Source organism: Pseudomonas sp. Z1-12 (assembly GCF_051132015.1).
Taxonomy (GTDB): domain Bacteria; phylum Pseudomonadota; class Gammaproteobacteria; order Pseudomonadales; family Pseudomonadaceae; genus Aquipseudomonas; species Aquipseudomonas zanjanensis.
On the sequence record NZ_CP071647.1, the window covers coordinates 5,786,674 to 5,812,883 of the forward strand.

Annotated in this window: 24 protein-coding genes; 5 read left to right on the forward strand and 19 right to left on the reverse strand. The window is 61.3% G+C overall.

All coding sequences use genetic code 11. The annotated features are described in order from the left end of the window. Positions 1-25: 25 nt before the first annotated feature. From J3P85_RS25250 to J3P85_RS25260, 3 genes are read left to right on the forward strand one after another with little or no spacing between them, the layout of a single operon-like run. Positions 26-259, forward strand: a complete 234-nt coding sequence (locus tag J3P85_RS25250) for a PP0621 family protein (RefSeq protein ID WP_434703943.1) — start codon at positions 26-28, stop codon at positions 257-259. Then, positions 249-1,838 (forward strand): two-component system sensor histidine kinase NtrB, encoded by a 1,590-nt coding sequence (locus J3P85_RS25255; RefSeq protein ID WP_434703944.1) that lies wholly within the window; start codon positions 249-251, stop codon positions 1,836-1,838. Before J3P85_RS25250 ends, J3P85_RS25255 begins: the two co-directional genes overlap by 11 nt. After that, the gene (locus tag J3P85_RS25260) at positions 1,835-3,178 is read left to right on the forward strand and encodes a sigma-54-dependent transcriptional regulator (protein WP_434703945.1); all 1,344 of its coding nucleotides are present in this window, start codon (positions 1,835-1,837) and stop codon (positions 3,176-3,178) included. Before J3P85_RS25255 ends, J3P85_RS25260 begins: the two co-directional genes overlap by 4 nt. Before the next feature lie 192 nt (positions 3,179-3,370). Here J3P85_RS25260 and J3P85_RS25265 read toward each other — a convergent pair whose 3' ends face one another. The 9 genes from J3P85_RS25265 to J3P85_RS25305 form a co-directional block, all read right to left on the reverse strand. After that, entirely contained in the window at positions 3,371-3,736 is a 366-nt protein-coding gene (locus J3P85_RS25265; RefSeq protein WP_207967164.1) for a DUF6124 family protein, read from the reverse strand. Positions 3,737-4,628: 892 nt separating this feature from the next. Then, positions 4,629-4,766 carry a hypothetical protein gene (locus tag J3P85_RS25270; RefSeq protein ID WP_434706449.1) on the reverse strand — a complete coding sequence of 46 codons (138 nt, stop codon included), beginning with the start codon at positions 4,764-4,766 and terminating at the stop codon, positions 4,629-4,631. 239 nt (positions 4,767-5,005) lie between these two features. After that, a complete protein-coding gene (gene thiO, locus J3P85_RS25275; RefSeq protein WP_434703947.1) occupies positions 5,006-6,106 on the reverse strand; it encodes a glycine oxidase ThiO in 1,101 nt (366 codons plus the stop codon). A 56-nt stretch (positions 6,107-6,162) separates the two neighbouring features. Beyond that, positions 6,163-6,564, reverse strand: coding sequence for a type IV pilin protein (locus J3P85_RS25280; protein ID WP_434703948.1), 402 nt, complete (start codon positions 6,562-6,564; stop codon positions 6,163-6,165). An 11-nt stretch (positions 6,565-6,575) separates the two neighbouring features. After that, positions 6,576-9,677, reverse strand: a complete 3,102-nt coding sequence (locus tag J3P85_RS25285; protein WP_434703949.1) for a pilus assembly protein — start codon at positions 9,675-9,677, stop codon at positions 6,576-6,578. Next, positions 9,664-10,143: a pilus assembly PilX family protein gene (locus J3P85_RS25290; RefSeq protein ID WP_434706422.1), complete on the reverse strand. Its 480-nt coding sequence runs from the start codon at positions 10,141-10,143 to the stop codon at positions 9,664-9,666. Before J3P85_RS25290 ends, J3P85_RS25285 begins: the two co-directional genes overlap by 14 nt. Positions 10,144-10,148: 5 nt before the next feature. Then, positions 10,149-10,865 (reverse strand): PilW family protein, encoded by a 717-nt coding sequence (locus J3P85_RS25295; RefSeq protein ID WP_434703951.1) that lies wholly within the window; start codon positions 10,863-10,865, stop codon positions 10,149-10,151. Next, positions 10,862-11,323, reverse strand: coding sequence for a type IV pilus modification protein PilV (gene pilV / locus J3P85_RS25300; RefSeq protein WP_434703953.1), 462 nt, complete (start codon positions 11,321-11,323; stop codon positions 10,862-10,864). The genes J3P85_RS25295 and pilV overlap by 4 nt, the downstream gene beginning before the upstream one ends. Further along, on the reverse strand, positions 11,320-11,790 hold the full coding sequence (locus J3P85_RS25305; protein ID WP_434703954.1) for a GspH/FimT family pseudopilin: 471 nt from the start codon (positions 11,788-11,790) through the stop codon (positions 11,320-11,322). The genes pilV and J3P85_RS25305 overlap by 4 nt, the downstream gene beginning before the upstream one ends. A gap of 128 nt (positions 11,791-11,918) precedes the next feature. On the opposite strand from J3P85_RS25305, the gene J3P85_RS25310 reads away from it, so the two are divergent. Continuing rightward, entirely contained in the window at positions 11,919-12,458 is a 540-nt protein-coding gene (locus tag J3P85_RS25310; protein ID WP_434703955.1) for a GspH/FimT family pseudopilin, read from the forward strand. On the opposite strand, the gene ispH is transcribed toward J3P85_RS25310, so the two are convergent. From ispH to murJ, 6 genes are all read right to left on the reverse strand, one after another. Beyond that, entirely contained in the window at positions 12,412-13,359 is a 948-nt protein-coding gene (gene ispH, locus J3P85_RS25315; RefSeq protein WP_122564938.1) for a 4-hydroxy-3-methylbut-2-enyl diphosphate reductase, read from the reverse strand. The genes J3P85_RS25310 and ispH overlap by 47 nt on opposite strands. Positions 13,360-13,532: 173 nt before the next feature. After that, on the reverse strand, positions 13,533-13,970 hold the full coding sequence (fkpB, locus tag J3P85_RS25320) for an FKBP-type peptidyl-prolyl cis-trans isomerase (protein ID WP_030140281.1): 438 nt from the start codon (positions 13,968-13,970) through the stop codon (positions 13,533-13,535). Next, positions 13,963-14,475 carry a signal peptidase II gene (lspA, locus tag J3P85_RS25325; protein ID WP_434703956.1) on the reverse strand — a complete coding sequence of 171 codons (513 nt, stop codon included), beginning with the start codon at positions 14,473-14,475 and terminating at the stop codon, positions 13,963-13,965. Before lspA ends, fkpB begins: the two co-directional genes overlap by 8 nt. After that, positions 14,468-17,299, reverse strand: coding sequence for an isoleucine--tRNA ligase (ileS, locus tag J3P85_RS25330; RefSeq protein WP_434703957.1), 2,832 nt, complete (start codon positions 17,297-17,299; stop codon positions 14,468-14,470). Before ileS ends, lspA begins: the two co-directional genes overlap by 8 nt. A gap of 13 nt (positions 17,300-17,312) precedes the next feature. Further along, positions 17,313-18,251 (reverse strand): bifunctional riboflavin kinase/FAD synthetase, encoded by a 939-nt coding sequence (gene ribF, locus J3P85_RS25335; RefSeq protein WP_186709827.1) that lies wholly within the window; start codon positions 18,249-18,251, stop codon positions 17,313-17,315. A gap of 129 nt (positions 18,252-18,380) precedes the next feature. Continuing rightward, a complete protein-coding gene (murJ, locus tag J3P85_RS25340; protein WP_186709825.1) occupies positions 18,381-19,919 on the reverse strand; it encodes a murein biosynthesis integral membrane protein MurJ in 1,539 nt (512 codons plus the stop codon). 254 nt (positions 19,920-20,173) lie between these two features. Between murJ and rpsT the strand changes: the two genes are divergently transcribed. Beyond that, positions 20,174-20,452, forward strand: coding sequence for a 30S ribosomal protein S20 (rpsT, locus tag J3P85_RS25345; protein ID WP_003185593.1), 279 nt, complete (start codon positions 20,174-20,176; stop codon positions 20,450-20,452). Between the two features lie 258 nt (positions 20,453-20,710). On the opposite strand, the gene J3P85_RS25350 is transcribed toward rpsT, so the two are convergent. The 4 genes from J3P85_RS25350 to cgtA form a co-directional block, all read right to left on the reverse strand. Further along, complete coding sequence (locus J3P85_RS25350; protein ID WP_434703958.1) at positions 20,711-22,747, reverse strand: hypothetical protein; 2,037 nt, start codon at positions 22,745-22,747, stop codon at positions 20,711-20,713. A gap of 272 nt (positions 22,748-23,019) precedes the next feature. After that, positions 23,020-23,475, reverse strand: a complete 456-nt coding sequence (locus tag J3P85_RS25355) for a CreA family protein (protein WP_003205733.1) — start codon at positions 23,473-23,475, stop codon at positions 23,020-23,022. Between the two features lie 9 nt (positions 23,476-23,484). After that, positions 23,485-24,603, reverse strand: a complete 1,119-nt coding sequence (proB, locus tag J3P85_RS25360) for a glutamate 5-kinase (RefSeq protein WP_030140287.1) — start codon at positions 24,601-24,603, stop codon at positions 23,485-23,487. 288 nt (positions 24,604-24,891) lie between these two features. Beyond that, the gene (gene cgtA / locus J3P85_RS25365; protein ID WP_039593902.1) at positions 24,892-26,115 is read right to left on the reverse strand and encodes an Obg family GTPase CgtA; all 1,224 of its coding nucleotides are present in this window, start codon (positions 26,113-26,115) and stop codon (positions 24,892-24,894) included. Positions 26,116-26,210: the final 95 nt, after the last annotated feature.

Genomic DNA, 26,210 nt, shown 5'->3' on the forward strand with positions numbered 1-26,210 from the left:
ATCTCTAGCCAAAAAGCCGCCCATCATGCTTCGTTTATTGTTCTGGATCGCTCTGATTGCCACTGCGGTATGGTTCTGGCGTAAGTTCAAGGGCGCCTCCTCCGCGCCGAACGCTCCGCGGGAGCACGACGCACCGCCCATGGTCCGTTGCGCCCATTGCGGCGTACACCTGCCCCGTGACCGGGCGCTGGTCCTCGAACAGCAATGGTATTGCAGCCAGGCTCATCTCGAGCAAGGCCCGGGCACTCGTGAGCGCTGAGGCTACAAGCCCACGCATCAAACAGGCGCAGCGCCTGCTGCGCCTCTACCACCTGTACCGCCTGAGTATCGGCATCACCCTGGTGCTGCTGATCTCCAGCAACATGGACAACCGCCTGCTGGAATACGCCAACGACGACCTGTTGCGCAGTGGCAGCTGGTTGTACCTGGTATTGAATATCCTGCTGGTGGTGTTCCTGGAAAACACCCGGCGCCCTGCCCGGTTGTTCGGCCTGGCCCTGACCGACGTGTTGCTGCTCTCGTGGCTGTTCTTCGCCGCGGGCGGCGCCCCCAGCGCCATTGGCAACCTGCTCATCGTCTCGGTGGCCATTGGCAATACGCTGCTGCGCGGCCGGATCGGCCTGTTGATCGCGGCCGTCGCCACCCTTGGCATCGTCGGTTCGAGTTTATTTCTTGGCTTGAGCGACTCGAACCGGCCCAGCAGTTACTTGCAAGCCGGCACCCTCGGGGCGTTGTGTTTTGCCGCCGCGCTGCTGGTGCAGGGCCTGACCCGACGTTTGGAAGCCAGCGAAACCCTGGCCGAGCAGCGGGCCAGCGAAGTGGTCGGACTGGAAGCCCTCAATGCCCTGATCCTGCAACGCATGCGCACCGGCATCCTGGTGCTCGACCGCCAGCGCCGGGTCCAACTGGCCAACGAAAGCGCGCTGAACCTGCTGGGCATGCACGACCTGGTCGGCCAGCCGATCGACGATTGCTCCAGCGCCCTGGTCGAGCGCCTGCAACTCTGGCTGAACAACCCCAGCCTGCGCCCGCCCAGCCTGACCATCAGCGGTACGGGCCTGACCCTGCAACCGAGCTTCATTGCCCTGGGCCACAACGACCAGCAGCAGATCCTGGTGTTTCTCGAAGACCTGGCCCAGGTGGCCCAACACGCCCAACAGCTCAAGCTCGCCTCCCTGGGGCGCCTGACCGCCGGTATCGCCCATGAAATCCGCAACCCCTTGGGCGCCATCAGCCACGCGGCGCAATTGCTGCGCGAATCCGAGGAACTGAACGACGCGGATCGGCGTCTGACGCAGATTATTCAAGATCACTCCCAACGAATGAATCGCGTCATTGAAAATGTCCTGCAGCTGTCTCGCCGCCAGCAAACCACACCCCAGCGCCTTGACCTGCGGACCTGGCTCGATCAGTTCGTCCGACAAGCCCGCGAGAGCATGGCCGACCACCAGCAATTGCACTTGAGCATCGACCCGGGCGACTACACCACGCTCATGGACCCCGATCAGCTCACCCAGGTGCTCGACAACCTGCTGCGCAACGCCTGGCGCCACAGCGCAATGGCCCACGAACAGGCCGAGGCCTGGCTGAAACTGTTCATCGACCCTCACAGCCAGCTGTCGACACTGGACATCATCGACAACGGCCCCGGTGTCACGCCCGAGCAGCAGGCGCACCTGTTCGAACCCTTCTTTACCACCAGCAGCCAGGGCACCGGCCTTGGGCTCTATCTGTCCCGTGAGCTGTGCGAAAGCAACCAGGCCCGCCTAGACTTCAAACCACGCCAAGGCGGCGGCTGCTTTCGCATCACTTTTGCTCACGGACGGAAACAGATTTGAACAATCGCTCACGGCAACGAATCCTGATCGTCGATGACGAACCGGACATCCGCGAACTCCTGGACATTACCCTGGGCCGGATGAAACTCGACACCCGCAGCGCCAAGAACCTTGCCGAGGCCCAAGCCCTGCTGGCAGGGGATGCCTTCGACCTGTGCCTGACCGACATGCGCCTGCCCGACGGTACCGGCCTGGAGCTGGTGCAGCACATCCAGCAACGTTATCCACAACTGCCCGTGGCGATGATCACCGCCTATGGCAGCCTGGAAACCGCCATCGACGCCCTCAAGGCCGGCGCCTTCGACTTCCTGACCAAACCGGTCGACCTGGGTCGGCTGCGGGAACTGGTCACCAGCGCCCTGCGCCTGCCACCGGTCGCCTCACCGACCAGCACCCTAGAACGCTGCCTGCTGGGCGATTCGCCCCCCATGCTCGGTGTGCGCAAGCAGATCGAGAAACTCGCCCGCAGCCAGGCACCGGTGTACATCAGCGGGGAATCGGGCTGCGGCAAGGAGCTGGTCGCCCGGCTGATCCACGAACAAGGCCCCCGAGCCAACCAGCGTTTTGTGCCGGTCAACTGTGGGGCGATTCCCACGGAACTGATGGAAAGCGAGTTCTTCGGCCACCGAAAAGGCAGCTTTAGCGGCGCCATTGAAGACAAGCCTGGGCTGTTCCAGGCCGCCCATGGCGGAACCTTGTTTCTCGATGAGGTGGCCGACCTGCCCTTGGCGATGCAGGTCAAGCTGTTGCGAGCCATCCAGGAAAAGGCCGTGCGCGCCGTGGGCGGCCAGCAGGAGGAGGTGGTGGATGTGCGAATCCTTTGCGCCACCCACAAGGATCTCGACGCCGAGGTCGCCGCCGGGCGCTTTCGCCAGGATTTGTATTACCGGCTGAACGTCATCGAACTGCGCGTGCCGCCCTTGCGCGAACGCCGCGAAGACATCGAGCCCTTGGCCAACCACATGCTCCAGCGCCTGGCCAGCGCCACCGGCAGCCCTGCGGCAAAGCTCCATCCGCGAGCCTTGGAAGCCCTGCAGAACTACCGTTTCCCGGGCAATGTGCGGGAACTGGAAAACATGCTTGAGCGGGCCTATACCTTGTGCGAACAGCAACTGATCGAAGCGGATGACCTGCGTCTGGCCGAGGGCAGTGCGACTGAGGCGGGCAATCCCGATTTGATGCAGGTCGACAATCTCGAGGATTACCTGGAAGAGGTCGAGCGCAAGCTCATCCTCCAGGCATTGGAAGAAACCCGCTGGAACCGCACGGCAGCGGCGCAGCGGTTGAAGTTGTCGTTTCGGTCGATGCGGTATCGGTTGAAGAAACTCGGACTGGATTGAGCCACGCTTTTTAAGCTTACGCTTACCCCTGTGGCGAGGGAGCTTGCTCCCGCTGGGCTGCGAAGCGGCCCCCAACCTGACACCTCGGTGCATCAGGTAGATCGAGTCGCTGCTTTTGGGGCTGCTACGCAACCCAGCGGGAGCAAGCTCCCTCGCCACAGGTTCGGCGTTCACCCTCTGTAACGCCGCTCTCTAGCCCTCCGGCACTGGCACCCGTTCGTCCAGCACTCGATTGGCCAGTAATGCACACAGTTCAATCAGCTGCTGTACCCCCAAGGCGACATGCCGTCGCGAGCCTTCGAGTTCAAAGGCCAGGTCGCTGATTGTTGCGTTGGCGGAGGCCAGGGTTTCGCTGAGGTTGGTGAGGAGGCATTCGGTGTCGATGCCGTCCACTACAGTGAATAGCTGGTTTGAGGTTGGTTTCTTTTTGGCTTCGGGTTTTGGGCCGAGGTAATAGTCGAGGGCGCGTTTGGCGGCTTCATCGAGCCCTTTCGTGTTATGGCTGGAGTCAGGAGAAGCGTTATTGGTTTCTGAAGGTGGTAGTGGTTTGTCACTCATTGCGGTACTCCAAAGAGGAAATGGATTACCAAGTTTTCGGGCCGCGACGCCCGGACGCTGAATTGGCAGCGACGGGGAAAGGTTAGCCAGGGTTCTTCCCACCCGGCAACCGCCAGAACTCGTCGGAAAATTCTTTTTGAATCAGAATTTTGTCCGACCATTCCCATAAAGCTTGGTCGGCTGTGAGGGCGGTGTGTATATCCGTTTCTGCGGTAACGGCGGCTTAGGGTTCCGCCCTTACGGCGGGTCACTTTTGGAAGAGCCGGGAGCCGGACCAGCCAAAAGTAACCAAAAACGCTTTGCCCCACCACTCGGCACCTCGCTAAGGCTCGGTGTGCCCTCACTCCGGCATTGCTCCGTGGGCCGCCGCGAAGGGCCATCCATGGCCCAGCGCGGCTATCCCGGCATCCATGCCGGGATGCCCACTGCGCAATGCCTGCGTTCGGCCAGCGTGGTTTAACGGGGCGTCCGAGATCAAAGTCAAAAGCAGAGCAACAGCAACAGCAACAGCAACAGCAACAGCAACAGCAACAGCAACAGCAACAGAGGGATAGGCCCACATTGGCTCGAAGATGAGTTACAAATTTTTTGGCCACCTAAATCCTGTGGGAGCGAGCTTGCTCGCGATGGCGGTGCCCCAGTCGAGAAGATGTTGGGCTGCAGGCCTCATCGCGAGCAAGCTCGCTCCCACAGGAGGTCCGAGCGCATGAAATATTGTGTCTACTGAAGATTCAATGTGGGAGCGAGCCTGCTCGCGATGGCGGTGTCATGGCCGATGAAGGTGCTGAATGTGCAGGCCTCTTCGCGAGCAAGCTTTGCTCCCACAGATCTGATGGGTGTACGACCGCAAGAGCCAGGTCGGCTGTTAGGCCGCCTCGCTTTTGATCTTGATCTAAGGCGCCCCGTTAACCACGATGGCCGAACGCAGGTATTGCGCAGTGGGCACCTCGGCATGGATGCCGAGGTAGCCGCGCTGGGCCATGGATGGCCCTTCGCGGCGGCCCACGAAGCAATGCCGGAGTGAGGGCATGCCGAGCCTAGGCGAGGCACCGAGTGGTGGGGCATGTAGCGTTTTGCTTACTTTTGCGCTTTTCAAAAGTGAGCCGCCGTAAGGGCGGAACCCTAAGTGGCCGTTACCGCAGCAATGGATATGTACCCGGTCAACAACATCCCGGCCAACTATCAGGCCGCCATCGCGAGCAAGCTCGCTCCCACAGTTGAATCTCCCTACAGTTGATCCGAGCACAAGAGCAGTATCAAAACCGAACCTTACAACCGCCCCGCCGGCGCATAAGGCACAGGATCAATCACCGGCTCACGCCCCAACATCAAATCCGTAAACAACTGACACGAAGCCGGCGCCAACACCAAGCCATTGCGATAATGCCCACAGTTCAGCCAAAGCCCTGCAATCCCCGGCACCTCGCCGATATAGGGAATACCTTCAGGCGACCCAGGCCGCAAACCAGCCCAATGCCCGACCACCTCAGCACCCGCCAACGCCGGAATCAGCTGCTGCGCCGAAGCCTTCAGGCTCTCCAAAGCGACCTCGGTCGGGGTCTTGTCGAAACCTTCACGCTCCAGCGTACTGCCGACCAGAATATGCCCATCACGCCTCGGGATCGCATAACGCCCCTTGGCCAGAACCATGCTCGACAGAAAATCCGATGCGCACTTGTACAGAATCATCTGGCCCTTGACTGGCTCGACCGGCAACTTCAAGCCCAAGGTCTTGAGCAACTCACCGCTCCAGGCACCGGCGGCCAGCACCACCTCATCGCCATGAATTTCACCGGCAGAACTGCGCACACCCACCACACGCCCACCGTCGCGAATGAACCCGCCGACTTCGCAATGCTCATGCAGCGTGACGTTCGGCATCGCCAGCAACGCAGCCTTGAGGGACTTCACCAATCGGGGATTACGCACGTTGGCCACGTCAGCCATGTAGATCGCCCGGGAAAAACCCGCCCCCAGCACCGGCACCGCATCGTGAACCGCCGAGATATCCACAGCCCGCAGCGGGCGCCCTTCCCGCTTGGCCCAGGCCAGCGCTTCGTCCTGGTCGTCCAGATCCAGCCAATAAAGCCCGGTCACATGCACTTGCGGGTCGATCCCGGTGGCTGCGAACAGCCGCTCCCCCAGCTGTGGATAAAAATCCTGTGACCAATGGGCCAGCGCCGTGACCGCCGGGCTATAGCGCCACGGGTACAACGGCGAAACGATACCGCCGCCGGCCCAGGACGATTCCTGGCCGACATTGGAACGGTCCAGCAGCACCACACGTTGCCCTTCGGACGCCAGATTGAACGCCGTCAGCAGGCCGATGACTCCGCCACCGACAATCACCACTTGCTGTTGCCTGGTCATGTTCTGATTCGACTCACAAACAAAGGGCGCATAAAGCGCGCCCGGATAAAAGAAACTCAGCGACCCCAACAATCCTTGGCGGTCACCCCGGCGGCAGCGTTCTCGATGCTTCGTACCCCGGTGTTGGTGATCCTGAAGTCACCGCATTTGTCCGTGGCCATGGACGAGCCGCTCCTGCGTACAGCGGTCAGAATGAAGCTCTGGTCCGTTGGTACCAGGTTAATGGTGTAGAAATCGTTACCGCTGCTCAGCCCGGTCGCATTGGTGTAGACGTTGTTCTTCGAATAGTGGCGCTCAAGAATTTGCGCCTGCTCCGACAAGAGCCCGGCAATTTCGGCCCGTCGGCCCTTCTTCATGTATTCGGTCAGGCTCGGATAGCCGACGGTGATCACGATACCGATGATCGCGATCACGATCATGATTTCGATCAAGGTGAAACCGCGGTTGGATCTGCGCATGCCTTGCTCCCTCATTGTATTTGCCGCCACATGATACGGCGGCTGCCGCCAACGGTTTTGCCCAGCAGGTCGGTGATCCCACCACCGGAATCGTTCACGATCATATTGGTGGCCCCGTTGGCACTGACGACGGCGCTCAATGTCGGTATGCCGCCCGTGAACACCACGCCGGCTGAAATCGTGTCGAGGCTGGTGAGCGAGCCGTCATTGTTGGTATCGAGAACCGCGTAGTTGAGCATCTTACCGTTGAACGCATCCAATTCGATCAGTTTGCCGGTACCGAAGCTGGCGCAAGGGTCGGTAGTGTCCACGGCGGCCGTGGTAAAGACCACGCGCTCGAGCACCAGGTTGGCCGGGTTGATGACTCGCTCCCCGGTCAGCGCATTGTTATACACCAGCGGCAGGTACCAACCCTTTTCCGCAGGATACGTCACATCACTCTGGCTGGTGGTCACGAACTGTCCTGTGCTACCGGAAAACACCCCGGTGATCGACTGGGCTTGCAAGCTCGACACGGTGATTTGCCCCGCGCCGCCCGTGGCGTCCCAGATCGAATAGAACGCCTGCAGGTCCTTGTTGAGCTTGTCGGCTGCTTCGTTGAACTTGCCGGTGCCAAAAAACACCTGGGTGCCGCCCTGGGGATTGTCTGCCAGCAGAGGTTGCACAGTGATCGGCTGGGTCGCGCCTCCGGGTGCGGTGAACAACGGTTGTCCAGCAAACGCCAGGCCCCACGCGGTGGGTGAGGTGCCGCTGAGGTCGAATTTCCACATCCGTCCCTTCAAGTCACCACCGTAGGCGGCCTGCACTATATTCTGCGAGTTGACCCGCAGCTTGACCGACGACAGGCCGTTATCGGTTTCGCTGCTGTTGATGACGATTTTTCGGATCAGCGAACCGTCGCGGATATCCACCACGTACAACGCCGCCACACCACTGTTGCTGCCATAACCGTTGGCGATGAACGCCGCCCAGCGACCGTCCGCCAGCCGCGCGACTTCAGGGCGCGCGTAGGCATAGCCCAAGTCATTGAAGGCATTGGCCGTGTTGGCGACGGTTGGCGCACTGATTTGCCACAACGCCCGATACGCATTGCCGGCCGCCGCATCGAACAGCTGGACCGCATAGAACACCTTGCCCCCAGCCCCGGTGCCGCCCACGGCCACGGTCTTCCAGGCGCTCCCCGACTGCACGTCGAATACACCGATCTGTCCATCCACGAGGAATTTGTGGCTCACGCCGTTGATGTAGTTGACGTCGGCAATGTCCTGCAACGAGGGCAGCACGTTCGAAGGCATGTAGGCGTAACGCCGCGTGCCGTTTGCACTGTTGATGACACTGAAAAAACCATCGTTGCCATTCACCACCAGGCTGGTGCTCATGTTCGTCGCCTTGGTCGCCAGGTAGGTGCTGTAGCTGGTGTCGTTGAGCAGATCCGCGGCGGTCTGGTCATTGGGCGACGCCAGCACCAACGGCGAATTGATGATGTCGCCCAATAATGCGCTGCGCACCTTCAGGCCGGTCTTGTTGACGCCCTTGCTCCACTCCACCAAGTCATTGCCGGTGATCCCCGTGGGCAGGTTCTGGCTGAGGCTGGTTTGCTGGGCCGGCGAAAAATTGCCGTAGGCCAGGGTCACCGGCACGTTGGTCGCGGTGTTCCAGGATTGATAGATCGGTGCCGTGGCACTCGGCACGATGGCGGTGTCAGTGGTCCATTGCACCGCTGCAGTGTTGACCGTACCCGCCGGGGTGAAGCCGAATGCCCGGATGGTCCCGCGCCAGTCCTTGGGGTCATAAGTGGTCTGGTAGTAGCTGGAGGTGCTGGATAACGTGGCGGCGTTAGTGGTGCCGCCGCCCCCGGAGCCAGCTTTGGAAGTGATATCACTCAGGGCTGACGACAGCGCCGAATTCAGGCCTTCGCTGTCGCTCGCCGGATAATACTTGCCCGCCCCGTAACGGGCGGCGTCGGACAACATCTGGTTGGTGACGGCAAATCCTACGGTATAGGTATTGAGGTACTGCCGAGGAAAATCCACGCTGTTCCAGCTCTTGCCGGTGGCGTCGGTGCCGGTGGAGCGCATGTCGATGTCGAAGGCGAACTTGGCGATGTCGTCCAGGTAAAGCGTGTCGCCCTCGGCGTTGCCAAAGGGGTCGGCGCCATCGTTGCTGCTGATGCCATCCCAGTTCGGCAGCCGGGAAAGGCCCAGCGGGTCGTTGGTAGGAAACGTCCGGTCATAGGTGGGCAAGCCGTCGGTGACCACCACGCCGAAATTTTTCTGGCAACGGTACTGGATCGGGCTGGTGTAGGTGGCAGGCGTGCCATTGTAGTAAGGCGCCATGCCCCTGAAGTAGCGGGTGACCTCGTAATAGCTCTCGGCCAAGGGGGTGTTCGCAACCGCGCCCAGTCCATTGATGGCATTGATCAGGGCGCTGTAGTTGGCGTTGGCCTGGGTTTGGGTCACGCTGCCAGTGACCGGCGACAGGTCGCTGATGGCGCGAGCGATGTACCCGCCGGGGCCGGAGTTGCTGTAATTAGGTGGGTTGAAGGTGGCAAGTCCAATACGCAGGGCGCGGTTATTGGCGACCAAGTCATTGGAGACATCTCGCGCAACGTTGATTCGATAATCCGTGGGGATCGTACCTGTGGTGAAGTCGCGGCTCGAGCCGTTGGCCAGTGTCACCAGATACGCCAAGTATTTGCCGGTGTAACGGGTATCGCCGCCTCCCACAGGATCTGGCAAGCGCAGACAGATCCGGCCGATACTGGGTCGATAGAAACCGTACCAGCCAGACGAGCAGCCGCCACGCAACAGGCTCACCAACAGGATATTCGAGTCCTCCAGGTCCAGCTCATACCTGTCGTTACAGTTGTTACTGGCACTGCATGCATAAGTACGTGTTTGCGTCGCCGCCGGATCAAACCCCGCAGCCCAAATGATGTTGTTCATGCTTCCCGAATCATCGATCAGCAGCATCACGTTCGGCGTAACGGCGGCCGCACTCAGCAAGGGTGAATCCGAAGGCGTGAAAGCATAGGCCGGGGCCGCCAGGTAAAGGCCCAGCAACGCCCCCCACAACGTCTGCCACCTGCCGCGAAGCACCTTAGTATTTCGCATAGATGCTCTCCACCACGCTGCGCTGGTTATTGCCCACCACCGCTACCGCCGTGATCCGGTACAGCGTTGCCGACGTATTGACTGGCACATTGACCGCCGTGAGTGTCGTGCCGATGTTCTGCACGCCATAAAACCCACCGGCGGCGGCAACCCAGAGTACTCCCGACCTTGAGTCGCGCCCCGCCACAGTCAGCGTCTTCGACTCGTCCGGTGGCGCGCACTGGGTCGCAGTGGTGCACATCGGCAATGAATACGTTTCGACCTGCACCGCGCTTTCCCCGACCCTCAGCGCCGCCTCGGCCATCTGGAAGGACTGGTTGCGCTGCATGACGCTGCTGGTCATTTTTTCCTGGAGGGTGGCGCTCTGCATCGACGACAACCCGATCAACGTCAGCAGCAACAGGAAGACCAGGCTGACCAGCAAGGCCATGCCACGTTGGCGATGCATGTGCCCCATCGAAGTCATCTCCTTCATAGCAGCCGGTTGCGCAACGCGGCAACGACATTGAAGGTCTGCTCGCGCACCGCATTCCTCGGGTCAAAAAGCGTCAGGCTCAGGCGTACGCTGCGGATCAGCGCCGGGTCAGCCGGGTTGCTGGTGTAGCTCGACGCCGCGATGTCCGTCGCGCTGCCAGCCACGCCAAACGTCACGTCAAACGCCCGCACGTTGTCCACCAGCACCGACAGGGTCGGCGGGTTACCGGCACCGCTGCCCAGCAGCAATTGATTGTTGTTGAAGCTATAGACCAGTCGGCGGATCGGAAACGCCAACTGCCCCGTCGCTGGTAGCCGCGCATTGGAATAGGCCGTCGCCGAAGTACGGCAATCGGAGACGACGGTCCAGGTTGGATCGCTACCGCCATTGCCTATGTCAGCGGTGACCAGGGTCAACCTCCGGTTGGCGTTATCCCAACGGATTGGCGTGGTCTGGCTGACAGCGAAACTGTTATCCGTTGAGGCATCGATGATGGTCGCCAAGCAACCGAACATCCCCACCATGCGAATTTCCTGGACCATTTTGCTCAAGGCAAACCGCGCGTCCTCCTGCATCACCGCGGCGGCATTCTGACTGACGTAGGTGTTTTTGGCGGCAATGAAAATCTGCACGACACCCAGGATGACGATCAGGCTGAGCACCAGCGCGATCATCAACTCGATCAGGCCAAAACCGCGACTGTGCCGGTTCATGGCGGCGTCCCCGGTGGATCGACGGCGACGCGGCTGGTCAGGACAAAGCTGCGTCGCGCCTCGGCCGCATCGGCGGTGTTGGCGGCCCGGGCGTCATCCCAGGAAATGGTGATGGTGTAGACCCGCTGGTTCAGCGCAACGGTGCCAGTGGCCGTGGCGCCGCCGAAGGCGACGATATTGGTCTGGAAATCATAAAGGTCCTGGTCGCGAGCCACGTTGAGGTTCGGCGAGCTGGGCGGCGTGATGGTGTAGTCGGCGCCGGAGTTGGCGCGAATGCGGTCCAGCAGGTCGTAGGCAATGAAACTGGCCTGGCTGGTCATGCGCGAGCTGTCGGTGTACTTGAGCGCATTGAGCTGGATCATCGCCGCCCCGAGCAAGCCGACGCCGAGAATCAGCACCGCCACCAGCACCTCGATCAGGGTCATGCCCCCCTGTCTCCTTTTACTGCAACCCTTCATCCGCAACTTCCCAATACGATTCGTCCATTGAGGCAAACACTCAGCGTCCTGCTCTGCGCCCCGCGTACATAATTGAAACTCACCGGCGTGGCCGGTGCCGATAGCCCGCCCAGATTGTTGAAATCAATGTTGGTCACGTCTGAGGTTAGCGTCAGAGTCGCGCCGCTGCTCATTGCTGGAACAACCCGCAATATATTGGGCGACGAGCCAGTACTGTCATACACCGTCAGTTCGCCGCTCCAGACGCTGCCCTCGGCGGTGGGGCGGATTCGCGTGGTGATACCACGGTCGATCGCCGTCATCCGGGCAAAGTTCAGCGCCCGGCGCAAGTCGTCGATATCGGTGTCGGCCTTGGTGCTCTGCAGCGACCCGGTAAATGACGGCACCGCCATGGTGATCAGGATCAGCAGCACGCCAAGGGCCACCAGCACCTCGATCAGCGTGAAACCTTTTGTACGAAGATCCATCGGTGCCCTCCGTTGCCGTCGGCTATACCTGCTTCTACACGCTAGAACAAACCACCGCCTTTGTGTGCGGTTGTTTCGGTTTGCGGCGCCAGGAGCGCGTCGTTTTCGGACTCCAAGGAGGAGACGTCATGTATCAACAGGGCTTCAGCCTGATCGAACTGCTCATGGGACTGGCAATTGCCGCAATTGTTCTGCCGTGGGCCAGCGCGGGCTACAAAGAGCTGATCGAGTCCATCGAACGCGAGGATACCGCGCAGTTGCTGATCAGCGGGTTACGCAGCGCACGCAGCGAAGCCATCGCGCGCAACCGGACGGTCGTGCTCAGGGCGATAGACAACGATTGGGGCCGAGGCTGGCGCATCACCCTGGATGACAAGGAGAAGACCGTGCTGACGGAACGCCGCGCAAGCACCCGGGTGGTTGGTAACCAGCCGATGAGACGCGGGGTGAGGTTCGGCAGCCAGGGGAACGCCCAGCACCCCAGCGGCTCATTCCAGGCAGGCAGGTTGCATGTCTGCGCCAAACGCGAAGCGATCAGCCATCATCAAGTGATATTGGCGCCCTCCGGCCGCGTCCGCCTGGAAAGCGTCGCAGTCGAAGAGCCCCTGTGCCAGAAAGGACTTAAAGCAAAGAGCGGACGCGCAACTCTTTCGGCATCGAAAACGTGATGTTTTCCTCGCGACCGGCCAACTCATCGGCACCGGTGGCACCCCAGGCCTGCAATTGCTGGATCACGCCGCGCACCAGGACTTCCGGCGCGGACGCACCGGCGGTGATACCGATGCGCTCGACGCCCTCGAACCAGCTGCGCTGCATGTCCTCGGCGCCGTCGATCAGGTAGGCCGGGGTGGACATGCGCTCGGCCAGCTCGCGCAAGCGGTTGGAGTTGGAGCTGTTCGGGCTGCCGACCACCAGCACCACATCGCATTCGTTGGCCAATTGCTTGACCGCATCCTGGCGGTTCTGGGTGGCGTAGCAGATGTCATCCTTGCGCGGCCCACCGATGGCCGGGAAACGCGCACGCAGGGCGTCGATCACGCGGCTGGTGTCGTCCATGGACAGGGTCGTCTGGGTCACGAAGGCCAGGCTCTCGGGGTTGCGTACCTGCAAGGCCGCAACGTCTTCCTCGTCTTCGACCAGGTAGATCGCACCGCCGTTGCTGGCATCGTATTGGCCCATGGTGCCTTCGACTTCCGGGTGGCCTTCATGGCCGATCAGGATGCATTCGCGACCGTCACGGCTGTAGCGGGCCACTTCGATGTGCACCTTGGTCACCAATGGGCACGTCGCGTCGAACACCTTCAGGCCACGGCCGGCGGCTTCGCTGCGCACGGCCTGGGAAACCCCGTGGGCACTGAAGATAACGATGACGTCGTCCGGCACCTGGTCCAGTTCCTCGACGAAAATCGCCCCGCGGCTGCGCAGGTCTTCGACGACGAATTTATTGTGGACCACTTCGTGGCGCACGTAGATCGGCGGCCCGAAGACTTCCAGGGCGCGGTTGACGATTTCGATCGCCCGGTCCACACCGGCGCAGAAGCCACGGGGGTTGGCGAGTTTGATTTGCATGCTGTGCCTCGTGTCTTGCGCGCAAGAAATTGAATCAGTGCAATACCGTGTGGGAGCGAGCTTGCTCGCGATGGGGTATATCAGCCAACGTCAATATTGACTGGTACGACGCTATCGCGAGCAAGCTCGCTCCCACAGTGAATCGGGTGGCAGCAGGAACTGCCCGTTAAATCTTAAACCGCCTTCACTTCGAGGATTTCCACTTCGAAGTTCAAGGTCTTGCCCGCCAGCGGATGGTTGAAGTCCACGGTCACCTGGGCGTCATCAAAAGCCTTCACCACGCCCGGCAATTCGGTATTGGCCGCGTCGTTGAAGATCACCAGCAGTCCTTCGGACAGCTCCATGTCCTGGAACTGGGAGCGTGGCATGGTCTGCACGTTTTGCGGGTTGGGCTGACCAAAGGCGTTTTCTGGTGGCACGACCACGGTGCGCTTGTCGCCGGCCTTGAAACCGAAGATCGCCGCTTCGAAGCCCGGCAGCAGGTTACCGTCACCGACCTTGAACACCGCCGGCGCCTTGTCGAAGGTGCTGTCGACGGTGTCGCCGTTTTCCAGGTGCAGGGCGAAGTGAAGCTTCACTTCGGTGTTTTGAGCGATACGCTGCTCAGTCATGGACGGCTTCTCCGGTTTTCTTGCTCTTGAACATATCCAGGGCGAGCATCACCGCGCCCACGCTGATGGCGCTGTCGGCAAAGTTGAACGCCGGGAAATACCAGCGGTTCTGCCAATGCACCAGGATGAAATCGATGACGTGGCCCAGGGCGATGCGATCATAGAGATTGCCCAAGGCCCCACCGAGCACCAAGGCCAGCGCCACCGCCAGCCAAGTCTCATTGCGCCCCAGGCGCTTGAGCCAGACCACCAGCACGGCGCTGACCACAATGGCGATCAGGGCGAACAGCCAGCGCTGCCAGCCGGAGCTGTCGGCCAGGAAACTGAACGCCGCCCCGGTGTTGTAGGCCAGGGTCCAGCTGAAGTAATCGGGAATGATCACGATCTGCTGGTACATCGTCAGCGAGTTCTCGAAGTGGTACTTGCTGGCCTGGTCGATGACCAGGACCAGCACGCTCAACCAGAGCCAGCCCAACCGCCCGAAGCGGCCCGCCACATTAGGCATAGTGACGAACCTCGCCAGCACCACTGATGTTGTCCACGCAACGACCGCAGATTTCCGGATGCTCCGGGTTCACGCCGACATCTTCGCGGCAGTGCCAGCAACGGGCGCACTTGGTGTGGTTCGACTTGACGATCTTCAGCTTCAGGCCGCTGACTTCAGTGGCCACGGCATCGGCCGGCGCCTGCACCAACGGCGCGACACTGGCGGTGGAGGTGATCAGCACGAAGCGCAGCTCGTTGCCCAGCTTCGCCAGGTCGGCGCCCAGGGCATCTTCGGCGTAGAGGGTCACTTCGGCCTGGAGGTTGCCGCCGACAGCCTTGGCCGCCCGCTGGATCTCCATTTCCTTGTTGACCGCAGCCTTGACTGCCATCACGCGATCCCAATACGCACGGTCCAGCTCGAAGCCTTGCGGCAGTTCGGTCAGGCCTTCGTACCAGGTGTTGAGCATCACCGACTCGTTGCGCTCGCCTGGCAGGTACTGCCACAGCTCGTCGGCGGTGAACGCCAGGATCGGCGCGATCCAGCGCACCAGGGCCTCGCTGATGTGGAACAGCGCGGTCTGGCACGAACGACGGGCCTTGCTGTTGGCGCCGGTGGTGTACTGGCGGTCCTTGATGATGTCGAGGTAGAAACCGCCCAGCTCCTGCACGCAGAAGTTGTGGATCTTGGAATAGACGTTCCAGAAGCGGTATTCGCCGTAGTGCTCCTGCAATTCGCGTTGCAGCAACAGGGTACGGTCCACGGCCCAACGGTCCAGCGCGAGCATTTCTTCGGCCGGCAGCAGGTCGGTGGCCGGATTGAAGCCGGTCAGGTTCGAAAGCAGGAAGCGCGCGGTGTTACGGATGCGCCGGTAGGCGTCAGCGCTGCGCTGCAGGATCTGCTCGGAAACGGCCATCTCGCCGGAATAGTCGGTGGACGCAACCCACAGGCGCATGATGTCGGCGCCCAGGGTGTCGTTGACCTTTTGCGGCGCGATCACGTTGCCCAGGGACTTGGACATCTTGCGGCCAGACTCATCGACGGTGAAGCCGTGGGTCAGCAGTTCGCGGTACGGTGCGTGATTGTCGATGGCGCAACCGGTCAGCAAGGACGAGTGGAACCAGCCACGGTGTTGGTCCGAGCCTTCCAGGTACAGGTCGGCGCGTGGGCCGGTCTCGTGGCCCATCGGATGCGAACCGCGCAGCACGTGCCAGTGGGTGGTGCCGGAGTCGAACCAGACGTCCAGGGTGTCGCTGATCTTGTCGTACAACGGTGCTTCGTCGCCCAGCAGCTCGGCGGCATCCATCTTGAACCAGGCCTCGATGCCTTCGGCTTCGACGCGCTTGGCCACGATTTCCATCAGTTCGACGGTGCGCGGGTGCAATTCGCCGCTTTCCTTGTTCAGGAAGAACGGGATCGGCACGCCCCAGTTGCGCTGGCGGGAGATGCACCAGTCCGGACGGTTGGCGATCATCGAGTGCAGGCGCGCCTGGCCCCAGGCCGGCACGAACTGGGTTTCCTCGATGGCCTTGAGCGAGCGCTGGCGCAGGGTGTCGCCGCTGGTGGGCTGCTTGTCCATGCCGATGAACCATTGCGCAGTGGCGCGGTAGATCAGCGGGGTCTTGTGGCGCCAGCAGTGCATGTAGCTGTGTTCGATGACGGTGGTGTGCAGCAGCGCGCCGACTTCGGTCAGCTTGTCGACGATGGCCGGGTTGGCTTTCCAGATGAACTGCCCACCGAAGAACTCCAGCGATGGCGCGTACACGCCATTGCTCTGCACCGGGTTGAGGATGTCGTCGTTGACCATGCCGTATTTCTTGCAGGTCACGAAGTCGTCGACGCCATAGGCCGGTGCGGAGTGAACCACGCCAGTGCCCGCGCCCAACTCCACGTAGTCGGCCAGGTACACCGGCGACAGACGGTCATAGAACGGATGGCGGAAATTGATCAGTTCCAGCGCCGAACCCGGGGCGGTGGCGATCACCGAACCTTCGAGGTTGTAGCGGGCCAGGCAGGATTCGACCAGTTCTTCGGCCAGCACCAGCAGCTTGTCGCCGACGTCGACCAAGGCGTAGTTGAATTCCGGGTGGACGTTCAGCGCCTGGTTGGCCGGGATAGTCCACGGGGTGGTGGTCCAGATCACAATCGATGCGGGTTTGGCCAGCTTGCCCAGGCCGAACGCGGCGGCGAGCTTGTCTTCATCGGCGATCGGGAACGCGACGTCGATGGTCGAGGACTTCTTGTTCTCGTACTCGACTTCCGCCTCGGCCAGGGCCGAACCGCAATCGAAGCACCAGTTCACCGGCTTGAGACCCTTGAACACGAAGCCGCCCTCGACGATTTTCGCCAGGGCACGGATTTCGCCAGCTTCGTTCTTGAAGTCCATGGTCTTGTACGGGTTGGCGAAGTCGCCCAGCACGCCAAGGCGGATGAATTCGGACTTCTGCCCTTCGATCTGCTCGGTGGCGTAGGCACGGCACAGCTCGCGGGTCTTGTCCGCGCCCAGGTTCTTGCCGTGGGTCACTTCGACCTTGTGCTCGATCGGCAGGCCATGGCAGTCCCAGCCCGGGACATACGGCGCATCAAAACCCGACAGGGTCTTGGAGCGGATGATCATGTCCTTGAGAATCTTGTTCAGCGCGTGACCGATGTGGATGGTGCCGTTGGCGTACGGAGGGCCGTCGTGCAGGACGAACTTCGGACGATCCTTGCCAATTTCGCGCAACTTTCCGTACAGGCCAATGCTGTCCCAACGCTGCAGAATCTGTGGTTCGCGCTGAGGCAGGCCGGCCTTCATTGGGAAGGCGGTGTCCGGAAGGTTTAGCGTGGCTTTATAGTCGGTCATTTAAGGCTCTTCATTAGCGATTGGCGCTGGTTGCGACAAGGGCACGGGCGGCGGCGATATCTGCATGGATCGCCGTCTTGAGCGCCTCCAGGGAGGCAAAACGCTGCTCTTCACGCAGCTTATGGTGGAAAACCACCGTCAAACGCCGGTCATACAGATCGCCGGCAAAATCCAGAACATGTACTTCAAGGTGGGCCTTGCCATCGCCCTGGACCGTGGGTCGCACGCCGATGTTGGCGACGCCGGGCCAGGTCTTGCCGTCGATCTCGACACTCACCAGGAACACCCCGGTCAGCGGCACACGACGGCGCTTGAGCTGCACGTTGGCCGTCGGCGTGCCCAGTTGGCGCGCCAGTTTCTGCCCGTGCAGGATCCGCCCGGCAATCCGGTACGGCCGGCCGAGCAAGCGCTCGGCCAATTCGAAGTCGGCCGCCGCCAAGGCATTGCGGACCTGGGTGCTGCTGACGCGCAAGCCATCCATCTCGACGGTCTGCGCCGCTTCGACGGTGAACCCCTGGGCGATACCGGCCTGTTGCAGGTAATCGAAATCCCCGGACCGGTCGCATCCGAAACGGAAATCATCGCCGACTTCCAGATGTTTCACATCGAGACCGTCCACCAGGATGGTCTCGACGAATTCGGCGGCGCTGAGTTTGCTCAGGCGTTGGTTGAAGGCCAAGCACAGGACCCGGTCGACGCCTTCAGCGGCCAGCAGTTGCAGCTTGTCCCGCAACCGGGCCAAACGGGCCGGGGCGGTGTCCGGAGCGAAAAATTCCCGGGGCTGCGGCTCGAAGATCACCACGCAGCTGGGCACGCCCAATTCCAGCGCACGCTCGCGCAGCCGCGCCAGGATAGCCTGGTGGCCACGGTGAACACCGTCAAAGTTGCCAATAGTGGCGACACAGCCCCGATGCTGGGGGCGCAGGTTGTGGAGGCCTCGAACCAGCTGCATAACGCGCTTCTTGCTCATAAAGTGGCCGATTATAACCACACCCGGCGGCCGACGACAGGCAACACCGCACCCCAAAGTGATCGAACCGACAAAACCACTGCCCGACCCGGGATTATCGAGGGCCCGCCCTCAGCTCAAGGCCTTGCGGTTGAAGTCGCGCAGACGGAACCCCATCAGCAGCAACATGCCGAAATACGCCACCACGCCGGCCACCACCAGGGCGCCCAGGCGCAGGAAACGCTCGAGCATCTGCCCTTCGCCCCAGGCCGGCATGAAATGCATCGCCCCCAGCAATACCGCCGACATCACCGCCACGGCCACCAGCAGCTTGAGGCCGAACTTGGCCCAGCCTGGTTGTGGTTGATACATCTTCTGCTTGCGCAACTGATAGAACAGCAACCCGGCGTTGAGGCAGGCACCGGCGCTGATCGCCAGGGCCAGGCCCGCGTGGGCCAATGGGCCGATGAGCAGCAGGTTGAACAACTGCGTCATCACCAGGGTGAAAATGGCGATCTTCACCGGCGTGCGGATGTTCTGCTGAGCGTAGAACCCAGGCGCCAGCACCTTGATCACGATGATGCCGAGCAAACCCACCGAGTAAGCGATCAGTGCCCGCTGAGTCATCAAGGCATCAAAGGCACTAAATTGGCCGTACTGGAACAGCGAGACGGTCAACGGTTCGGCGAGGATCCCCAGCGCCAGCGCACACGGCAGCACCAGCACAAAGCACAGGCGCAGGCCCCAGTCGAGGATCCGCGAATATTCGTGGCGGTCCTGGCTGGCGTAGGTCTTGGCCAGGGTTGGCAGCAGGATCGTGCCCAAGGCCACGCCCAGCACGCCGGACGGTAACTCCATCAAGCGATCGGCGTAGTACATCCACGACACCGAGCCGGCCACCAGGAACGAGGCAAAGATGGTGTTGATGATCAGGGAAATCTGGCTCACCGAGACCCCGAGGATCGCCGGCAACATCTGCTTCATCACCCGCCACACGCCGCTGTCGCGCAGGTTCAGCCGCGGCAGCACCAGCATGCCGATCTTTTTCAGGTGCGGCAGCTGATACAACAGTTGCGCCAGGCCGCCGACCAGTACCGCCCAGCCCAGGGCCATTACCGGCGGATCGAAGTAAGGCGTCAGGAACACCGCGAACACGATCATGCTGACGTTGAGCAGGGTCGGCACAAAGGCCGGCACGGAAAAGCGGTTCCAGGTATTGAGGATCGCCCCGGCCAGGGACGACAGGGAAATCAGCAATATATAAGGAAAGGTCACCCGTAGCAGGTCAGCGGTGAGCTGGAATTTTTCCGGGGTATCGGTAAAGCCCGGCGCCGTGGCCCAGATCACCCAGGGTGCGGCGAGCATGCCGGCGGCCGTGACCAGCGCCAGCACCAAGGTCAGCAGGCCAGTGACGTAGGCAATGAATGTGCGAGTCGCCTCGTCGCCTTTCTGGCTTTTATATTCCGCCAGGATCGGCACGAAAGCCTGGGAGAACGCGCCTTCGGCGAAGATCCTTCGCAACAGGTTGGGCAGCTTGAAGGCGATGAAGAAGGCGTCGGTGGCCATCCCGGCGCCGAATATCCGTGCGATCAACGTATCGCGAACGAACCCCAGGACGCGGGAAAGCATCGTGATAGAGCTGACGGCGGCCAACGATTTGAGCAGATTCATGAAAAGAGTTTTTGCCTGTCGATAAACAGCAGGCGAACAACGCGCCCACTTGTGCGATACTCCGCGCCGCTAAACAGTGCAGAGCCAAAGCCCGCGAGTTTACAGGTCGCACGCCGGAAAGAAATCCTTCGGTGCGCAGCACCTGCCATTCAGCGGAACGCGTCACCCGCCCTTGACAAGACTTCAACTCATCGGCATGATTCGCGGCCTATTTTGTTTGCTATTTCCCAAAAAGTCTTTCGAGGAGCTCGACGGTGGCCAACACACCTTCCGCCAAAAAACGTGCAAAACAGGCTGAGAAGCGTCGCAGCCACAACGCCAGCCTGCGTTCCATGGTCCGTACCTACATCAAGAACGTAGTCAAGGCCATCGACGCAAAAGACGCTGAAAAAGCTCAAGCTGCTTACGTTCTGGCTGTGCCAGTTATCGACCGCATGGCCGATAAAGGCATCATCCACAAGAACAAGGCTGCTCGCCATAAGAGCCGCCTGAATGGCCACGTAAAGGCCCTGAACGTTGCCGCTGCTGCCTAAGCGACGCGCTCATTAAAAAACCGACCTCAGGGTCGGTTTTTTATTGCCTGCGATTTACCCCCCAACCAGAGCAGCCCCTCCCCTTGTGGGAGCGAGCCTGCTCGCGATGGCGGTGGGCCAGGTAATGGAGATGCCGACTGTGCTGCCGTCTTCGCGAGCAAGCTCGCTCCCACATTGGATCTTCAGCGGGCATAAATTCTCCACTCACCACAACCTCCCGCACTGATTGGGAGGGGGAAGACCAAAAAATCAGAATCCCTACTCGCCGAAATTGAACACCACCGGCTTCGGCGGAGGGCAACCTCCTGGTGGTGGGAAGCTTTGTACGCCCGCCTCGTCGTAGCCGGTGTAGCAGCCCACGATCTTGTCATCCTTGAAGGTCATGCGGCGCTCGACCACACCCGTTGGGTAGTAATAAACCGTCTCGCCTTCGCGCCTGGCGTACGAATAGTCCTTGTATTCGCGCCCGTAGACCGTTATCAGCCGGAACCCCTGCCGAGCCTCGGAGGACTTCAACTGACCGCTGGGGTAGTACTCCTTGTGAGTCACACGATCATCAGGCCCCAGCAACACCTCCCGCACATTGCGCCCATCCTGGGTATGGCGGGCACTCTGCTCATTACCAAACAGGTAGTCACTCTCGGAATCGAAGTGGCCGTTATTGAACGCCCCGCGCTGCTTGCCGCACAGCTTGATGCGGGTGTACTTCCCATCCGGCACATGGCAATAGTTGCGGTCCGCGATCAACACCCCATTCGCGTCGAATGATTGCACGTTGCCAATGGGCTCATCCTTTTCGTACGTTGCCACCGTATCGGGCTGGCCATTGGGATGGTAGAGACGAAAGGCGCCCTCTCGCGAACCGTAACGCCAGGAGATATCCGACAGCAGCACGGCACCGTCGTCCGTGTAGGTCAGCGCCCGCCCTTCGATCTGACCATTGGCGTAGTGGGCCGAATAGGTGAGCTTGCCATTCGCCGCATAGGTCTCTTTCAACCCATCCAACACACCCGCCCGGTAGTGCTCGACCCGCCGCAACACCCCCGCAGCATCCACTTCTCGCAACTCGCCGTGCCTCTTGTCGGCAACAAAATCCACGGTCTGGACGCCACCGCCCTCCACCTTCAATGTCCAACGCCCCTCCCGGACGCCTTGCACGTAACGCCCCTCGCCCCACGGCATTTTCCAATCCCCGTGCTGCATGCCCGCCACGAAATCGCCGCGCTGGATCACCTCGCCATGACGCACACGCTCGGAAGGCCCGTCAAAATCACCGTGTTTGTAAGTATCGAAGCCCGACATCAGCACCTCATCGTCGTACCCCTCGATCGTCCAGCGCCCCTCGTAGAAGCCATCGACAATCATGCCTTTGGAAACCGTCCCCCTATCACTGATAACCCATGGCCCCTGGCGCAGCCCATCCACATAGGCGCCGGTAGACTCGTCGCCCGACGGGCCAAACTCCTTCCACTGACCCGACTTCTTGCCCTGGGCATACGAACCCAGCGCCCAGAGCTGCCTATCCCCCATGATCGCCCCCATCCCATCCTCAGAGCCTCGGTACAGCTCCGGACGGGTTTCCCAAGCCATCCGGCTGACGCTATACGCAGCCCCCACATCCTCATCCCCAGGCGACACGCGCTCATACGTCAGCGTGAGCCAGCGCCCTTCGCGCTGCTGGAAGGTCTTTTTGTAGGTATCGCGATGGGGATCCTCCGCCGGCTGTCCCGCCGAGGCCGGGACCCCGTCGACACCGAAGTAGCCCACCAGCGTACCGTCAGCGGGATTGAGCGTGTCGAATTCAACGATACCGGTCACGGGCACCACGGCGCCGTAAGCGTAAGGCGGCAACGCGCCCAGGGCTTTTTGGACAATGGCGGCATTGAGGACCTTGCGATTGGCTGCGATACGATCCAGCGCCGGCTGAAGCGTCTCGAGCCGGCGATACGTCCCGGTAGACGGCACGAACCGATAACCATGAAGGACGTACTGCCCCTTCGCCCGGGACAGCACGACCAACGTCTGGAGATCACTGTCGAGGCTGGCGTAGAACACCGACTCGACACTGGCATCGCCATACCGGTCGAGCACTTGCGGCGCGCCATCCGGCGAATCGCACAGGCATGAGTAGCCCACGACACCCTCCGCTTCGCGGATAAACGCCAGCGTCGCCCCACTCTCCTGGGAGCTTTTTATCAGCGGATGGGCCAGGGGCTTGGCACTATAAAACGGCTCCGCCAGGGCCCCGACGGAAACAGCACAACTCAATACAAACAGCAGCAAAAACGAACGCATACGAATCCCTTCGCGCCAAAAAGCACCACAACATCCATGGATATTAAAAAAAGCGAGCCGACTGGCTTAAGACCCGTCAGTTAAGCGAAATAAAGTCGGGCAATCATCCTGTGGCGAGGGAGCTTGCTCCCGCTGGGCTGCGCAGCAGCCCCAAAACAGGGCCGCTTCGCGACCCAGCGGGAGCAAGCTCCCTCGCCACGGTTTATGTGTTTCCTCGCGACATCCACTTAACTGATCGGCATTAGCCAACCGGCTCGCTCATCAGTCGATACTTAACGCCAAGGCAAGATCGGAATGGCGGTCACCGCATTTTGCGGACTGCCCTCGATCACCCGGTCGCTGTAGACCAGGTACACCAGCGTATTGCGCTTCTTATCGAGGAACCGCACCACTTGCATGGTCTTGAACACCAACGAAGTGCGTTCGCGGAACACCTCTTCGCCGTCCTTGAGCTCACCCTTGAAGCTGATCGGCCCGACCTGGCGACAGGCGATGGACGCCTCGGCGCGATCCTCGGCCAGGCCCAAGCCGCCTTTTACACCCCCAGTCTTGGCTCGCGACAAGTAGCAGGTCACGCCATCCACCTTAGGATCGTCGAACGCCTCGACCACAATCCGGTCATTCGGCCCGACGAACTTGAACACGGTGGACACCTGACCGATTTCTTCGGCCGAAGCCAGCAGCGGCACGGCCAGCAGCAAGCCGATCAATCCTTTTGCCAAACCCATGATTTTTCCTTAGACGAGGATCAGGTTGTCACGGTGAACCAGTTCGGGCTCCGCCATGTAACCCAACAGACCGACAATCGCATCAGACGACTGACCGATGATTTTCTGCGCTTCCAGCGCGCTGTAGTTAGCCAAGCCGCGAGCGATCTCACGACCGTCCGGCGCCACGCAAACGACCATTTCGCCCCGGCGGAAACTGCCCTGGACCAGCTTCACGCCCACCGGCAGCAGGCTCTTGTTGCCCTGGGACAGGGCCGATACGGCACCGGCGTCCAGCACCAGCGTGCCACGGGTTTGCAGATGCCCGGCCAGCCACTGCTTGCGCGCCGCCAGCATGCCGCGCTCCGGGGAGAGCAAGGTGCCAATGCGTTCGCCCGACTTCAGACGATCCAGCACCCGCTCCAAGCGCCCGCCGACAATGATGGTGTGAGCGCCGGAGCGCGCCGCCAGACGCGCCGCACGCAACTTGGTCTGCATGCCGCCACGACCCAGCGCACCGCCAGTGCCGCCCGCCACCGCATCCAGCGCCGGGTCGTCGGCACGGGCTTCGTAGATCAGCTTGGCATCGGGATTGTTGCGCGGATCGGCATCGAACATGCCGTCGCGATCCGTGAGGATCACCAGCAGGTCCGCCTCCACCAGGTTCGCCACCAGCGCGGCCAGGGTGTCGTTATCGCCGAAACGGATCTCGTCGGTGACCACTGTGTCGTTTTCGTTGATCACCGGGATGACTTTCAGCTCCACCAGCGCCCGCAAGGTACTGCGGGCATTGAGGTAGCGCTTGCGGTCGGACAGGTCGTCGTGGGTCAGCAGGATCTGCGCCGTATGGCGGCCATGCTCGGCAAAGCTCGACTCCCAGGCCTGCACCAGGCCCATCTGGCCGATGGCGGCGGCAGCCTGCAGCTCATGCATCGCGCTGGGTCGCGACGTCCAGCCCAGGCGGCTCATACCGGCAGCCACAGCCCCGGAAGAGACCAATACCAGCTCGACGCCAGCCTCATGCAAGGCCACCATCTGCTCGACCCACACCGCCATCGCCTGGCGATCCAGGCCTTTGCCATCCGCTGTCAGCAGTGCACTGCCGATCTTCACGACCCAGCGCTGCGCACCCGTCACCTTGCTCCGCATCATCTTCAACCTTTGCCAGCGAACGGCGCGACCCAGCGCCGCCCATGGGATTATTCGTATTTGCGTTTTACAGATACCAAAACGCCGCTCGAGTGAGCGGCGCCTTGGAAACCGGCTGGCTGCGATGATAACACCGCGCCGAAACAGTTGAACCTGTGGGAGCGAGCTTGCTCGCGATGCGGGGGTCAGCCATATCGATAGCGGCTGATACACCGCTATCGCGAGCAAGCTCGCTCCCACAGGGGTTCTCACAGGTACTGACTTCAGCGGAGTGGCATCAGCACACGATCAGTCGCGAACGTAGATGATTTCCGGACCGTCCTCGTCGTCCACATCCTCTTCGTCCCAATCGTCGTCACCGATGTCATGGACCGACTTGACGCCACTGCGGCGCAAGGCACGCTGGTCGTCCAGCGCTTGCAATTGGGCACGGGCCTCGTCTTCGATACGCTGATCGAGTTCGGCCAGTTCTTCCTTGTAGGCCGGGTCGTTGGCCAGGCGGTCGGCACGATCTTCCAGGTACCGCATGATGTCGTGGCACAGGCGCTCGGTGTTTTCCTTGGCGATGGCCGAGATCACGTAGACCGGACCTTCCCACTCCAGGCGATCGACGATTTCCTTGACCCGCTCCTCATGCTCTTCTTCAAGGATCTGGTCACACTTGTTCAGCACCAGCCAACGGTCGCGCTCGGCCAGGGCCGGGCTGAACTTGGTCAGCTCGTTGACGATGACTTCGGCAGCATCGGCAGCACTGGTTTCATCCAGCGGCGCCATGTCGACGAGGTGCAGCAACAAACGGGTACGGGACAAGTGCTTGAGGAAACGAATCCCCAGGCCGGCGCCCTCGGAAGCCCCTTCGATCAACCCCGGAATGTCGGCGATCACGAAGCTCTTCCAGCGGTCGACACTGACCACGCCCAGGTTCGGCACCAGGGTGGTGAACGGGTAGTCGGCCACTTTCGGCTTGGCGGCGGAGACCGAGCGAATGAAGGTACTTTTACCGGCGTTCGGCAGGCCCAGCAGGCCCACATCGGCCAGCACTTTCATTTCCAGCTTCAAGTCACGCTGCTCACCCGGCTTGCCTGGCGTGGTCTGGCGCGGCGCGCGGTTGGTACTGGATTTGAAACGGGTGTTGCCCAGGCCGTGCCAACCGCCATGGGCGACCAGCAGACGCTGGCCGGCCTTGGTCAGGTCGCCGATCACTTCCTGGGTGGCCGAATCGATCACCGTGGTGCCAACCGGCACGCGCAGGATCAGGTCTTCGCCCTTCTTGCCGGTGCAGTCGGTGCTGCCGCCGTTGGAGCCACGCTCGGCATCGAAGTGCCGGGTGTAACGGTAGTCCACCAGGGTGTTGAGGTTTTCGTCGGCGAGCATGTAGATCGAGCCGCCATCACCCCCGTCACCGCCGTTCGGACCACCGTTTTCAATGAACTTTTCCCGACGGAAACTCATGCAACCATTGCCGCCGTCGCCAGCCTTCACTCGAATCGATACTTCATCAACAAACTTCATGACACACGCCTCTCGCCATACGGACGAGCCAAAAAAACAAGACATAAGACTCTTGCAAAAATGAGCGCAGCGACCTGATGACACGCCCCAACCGC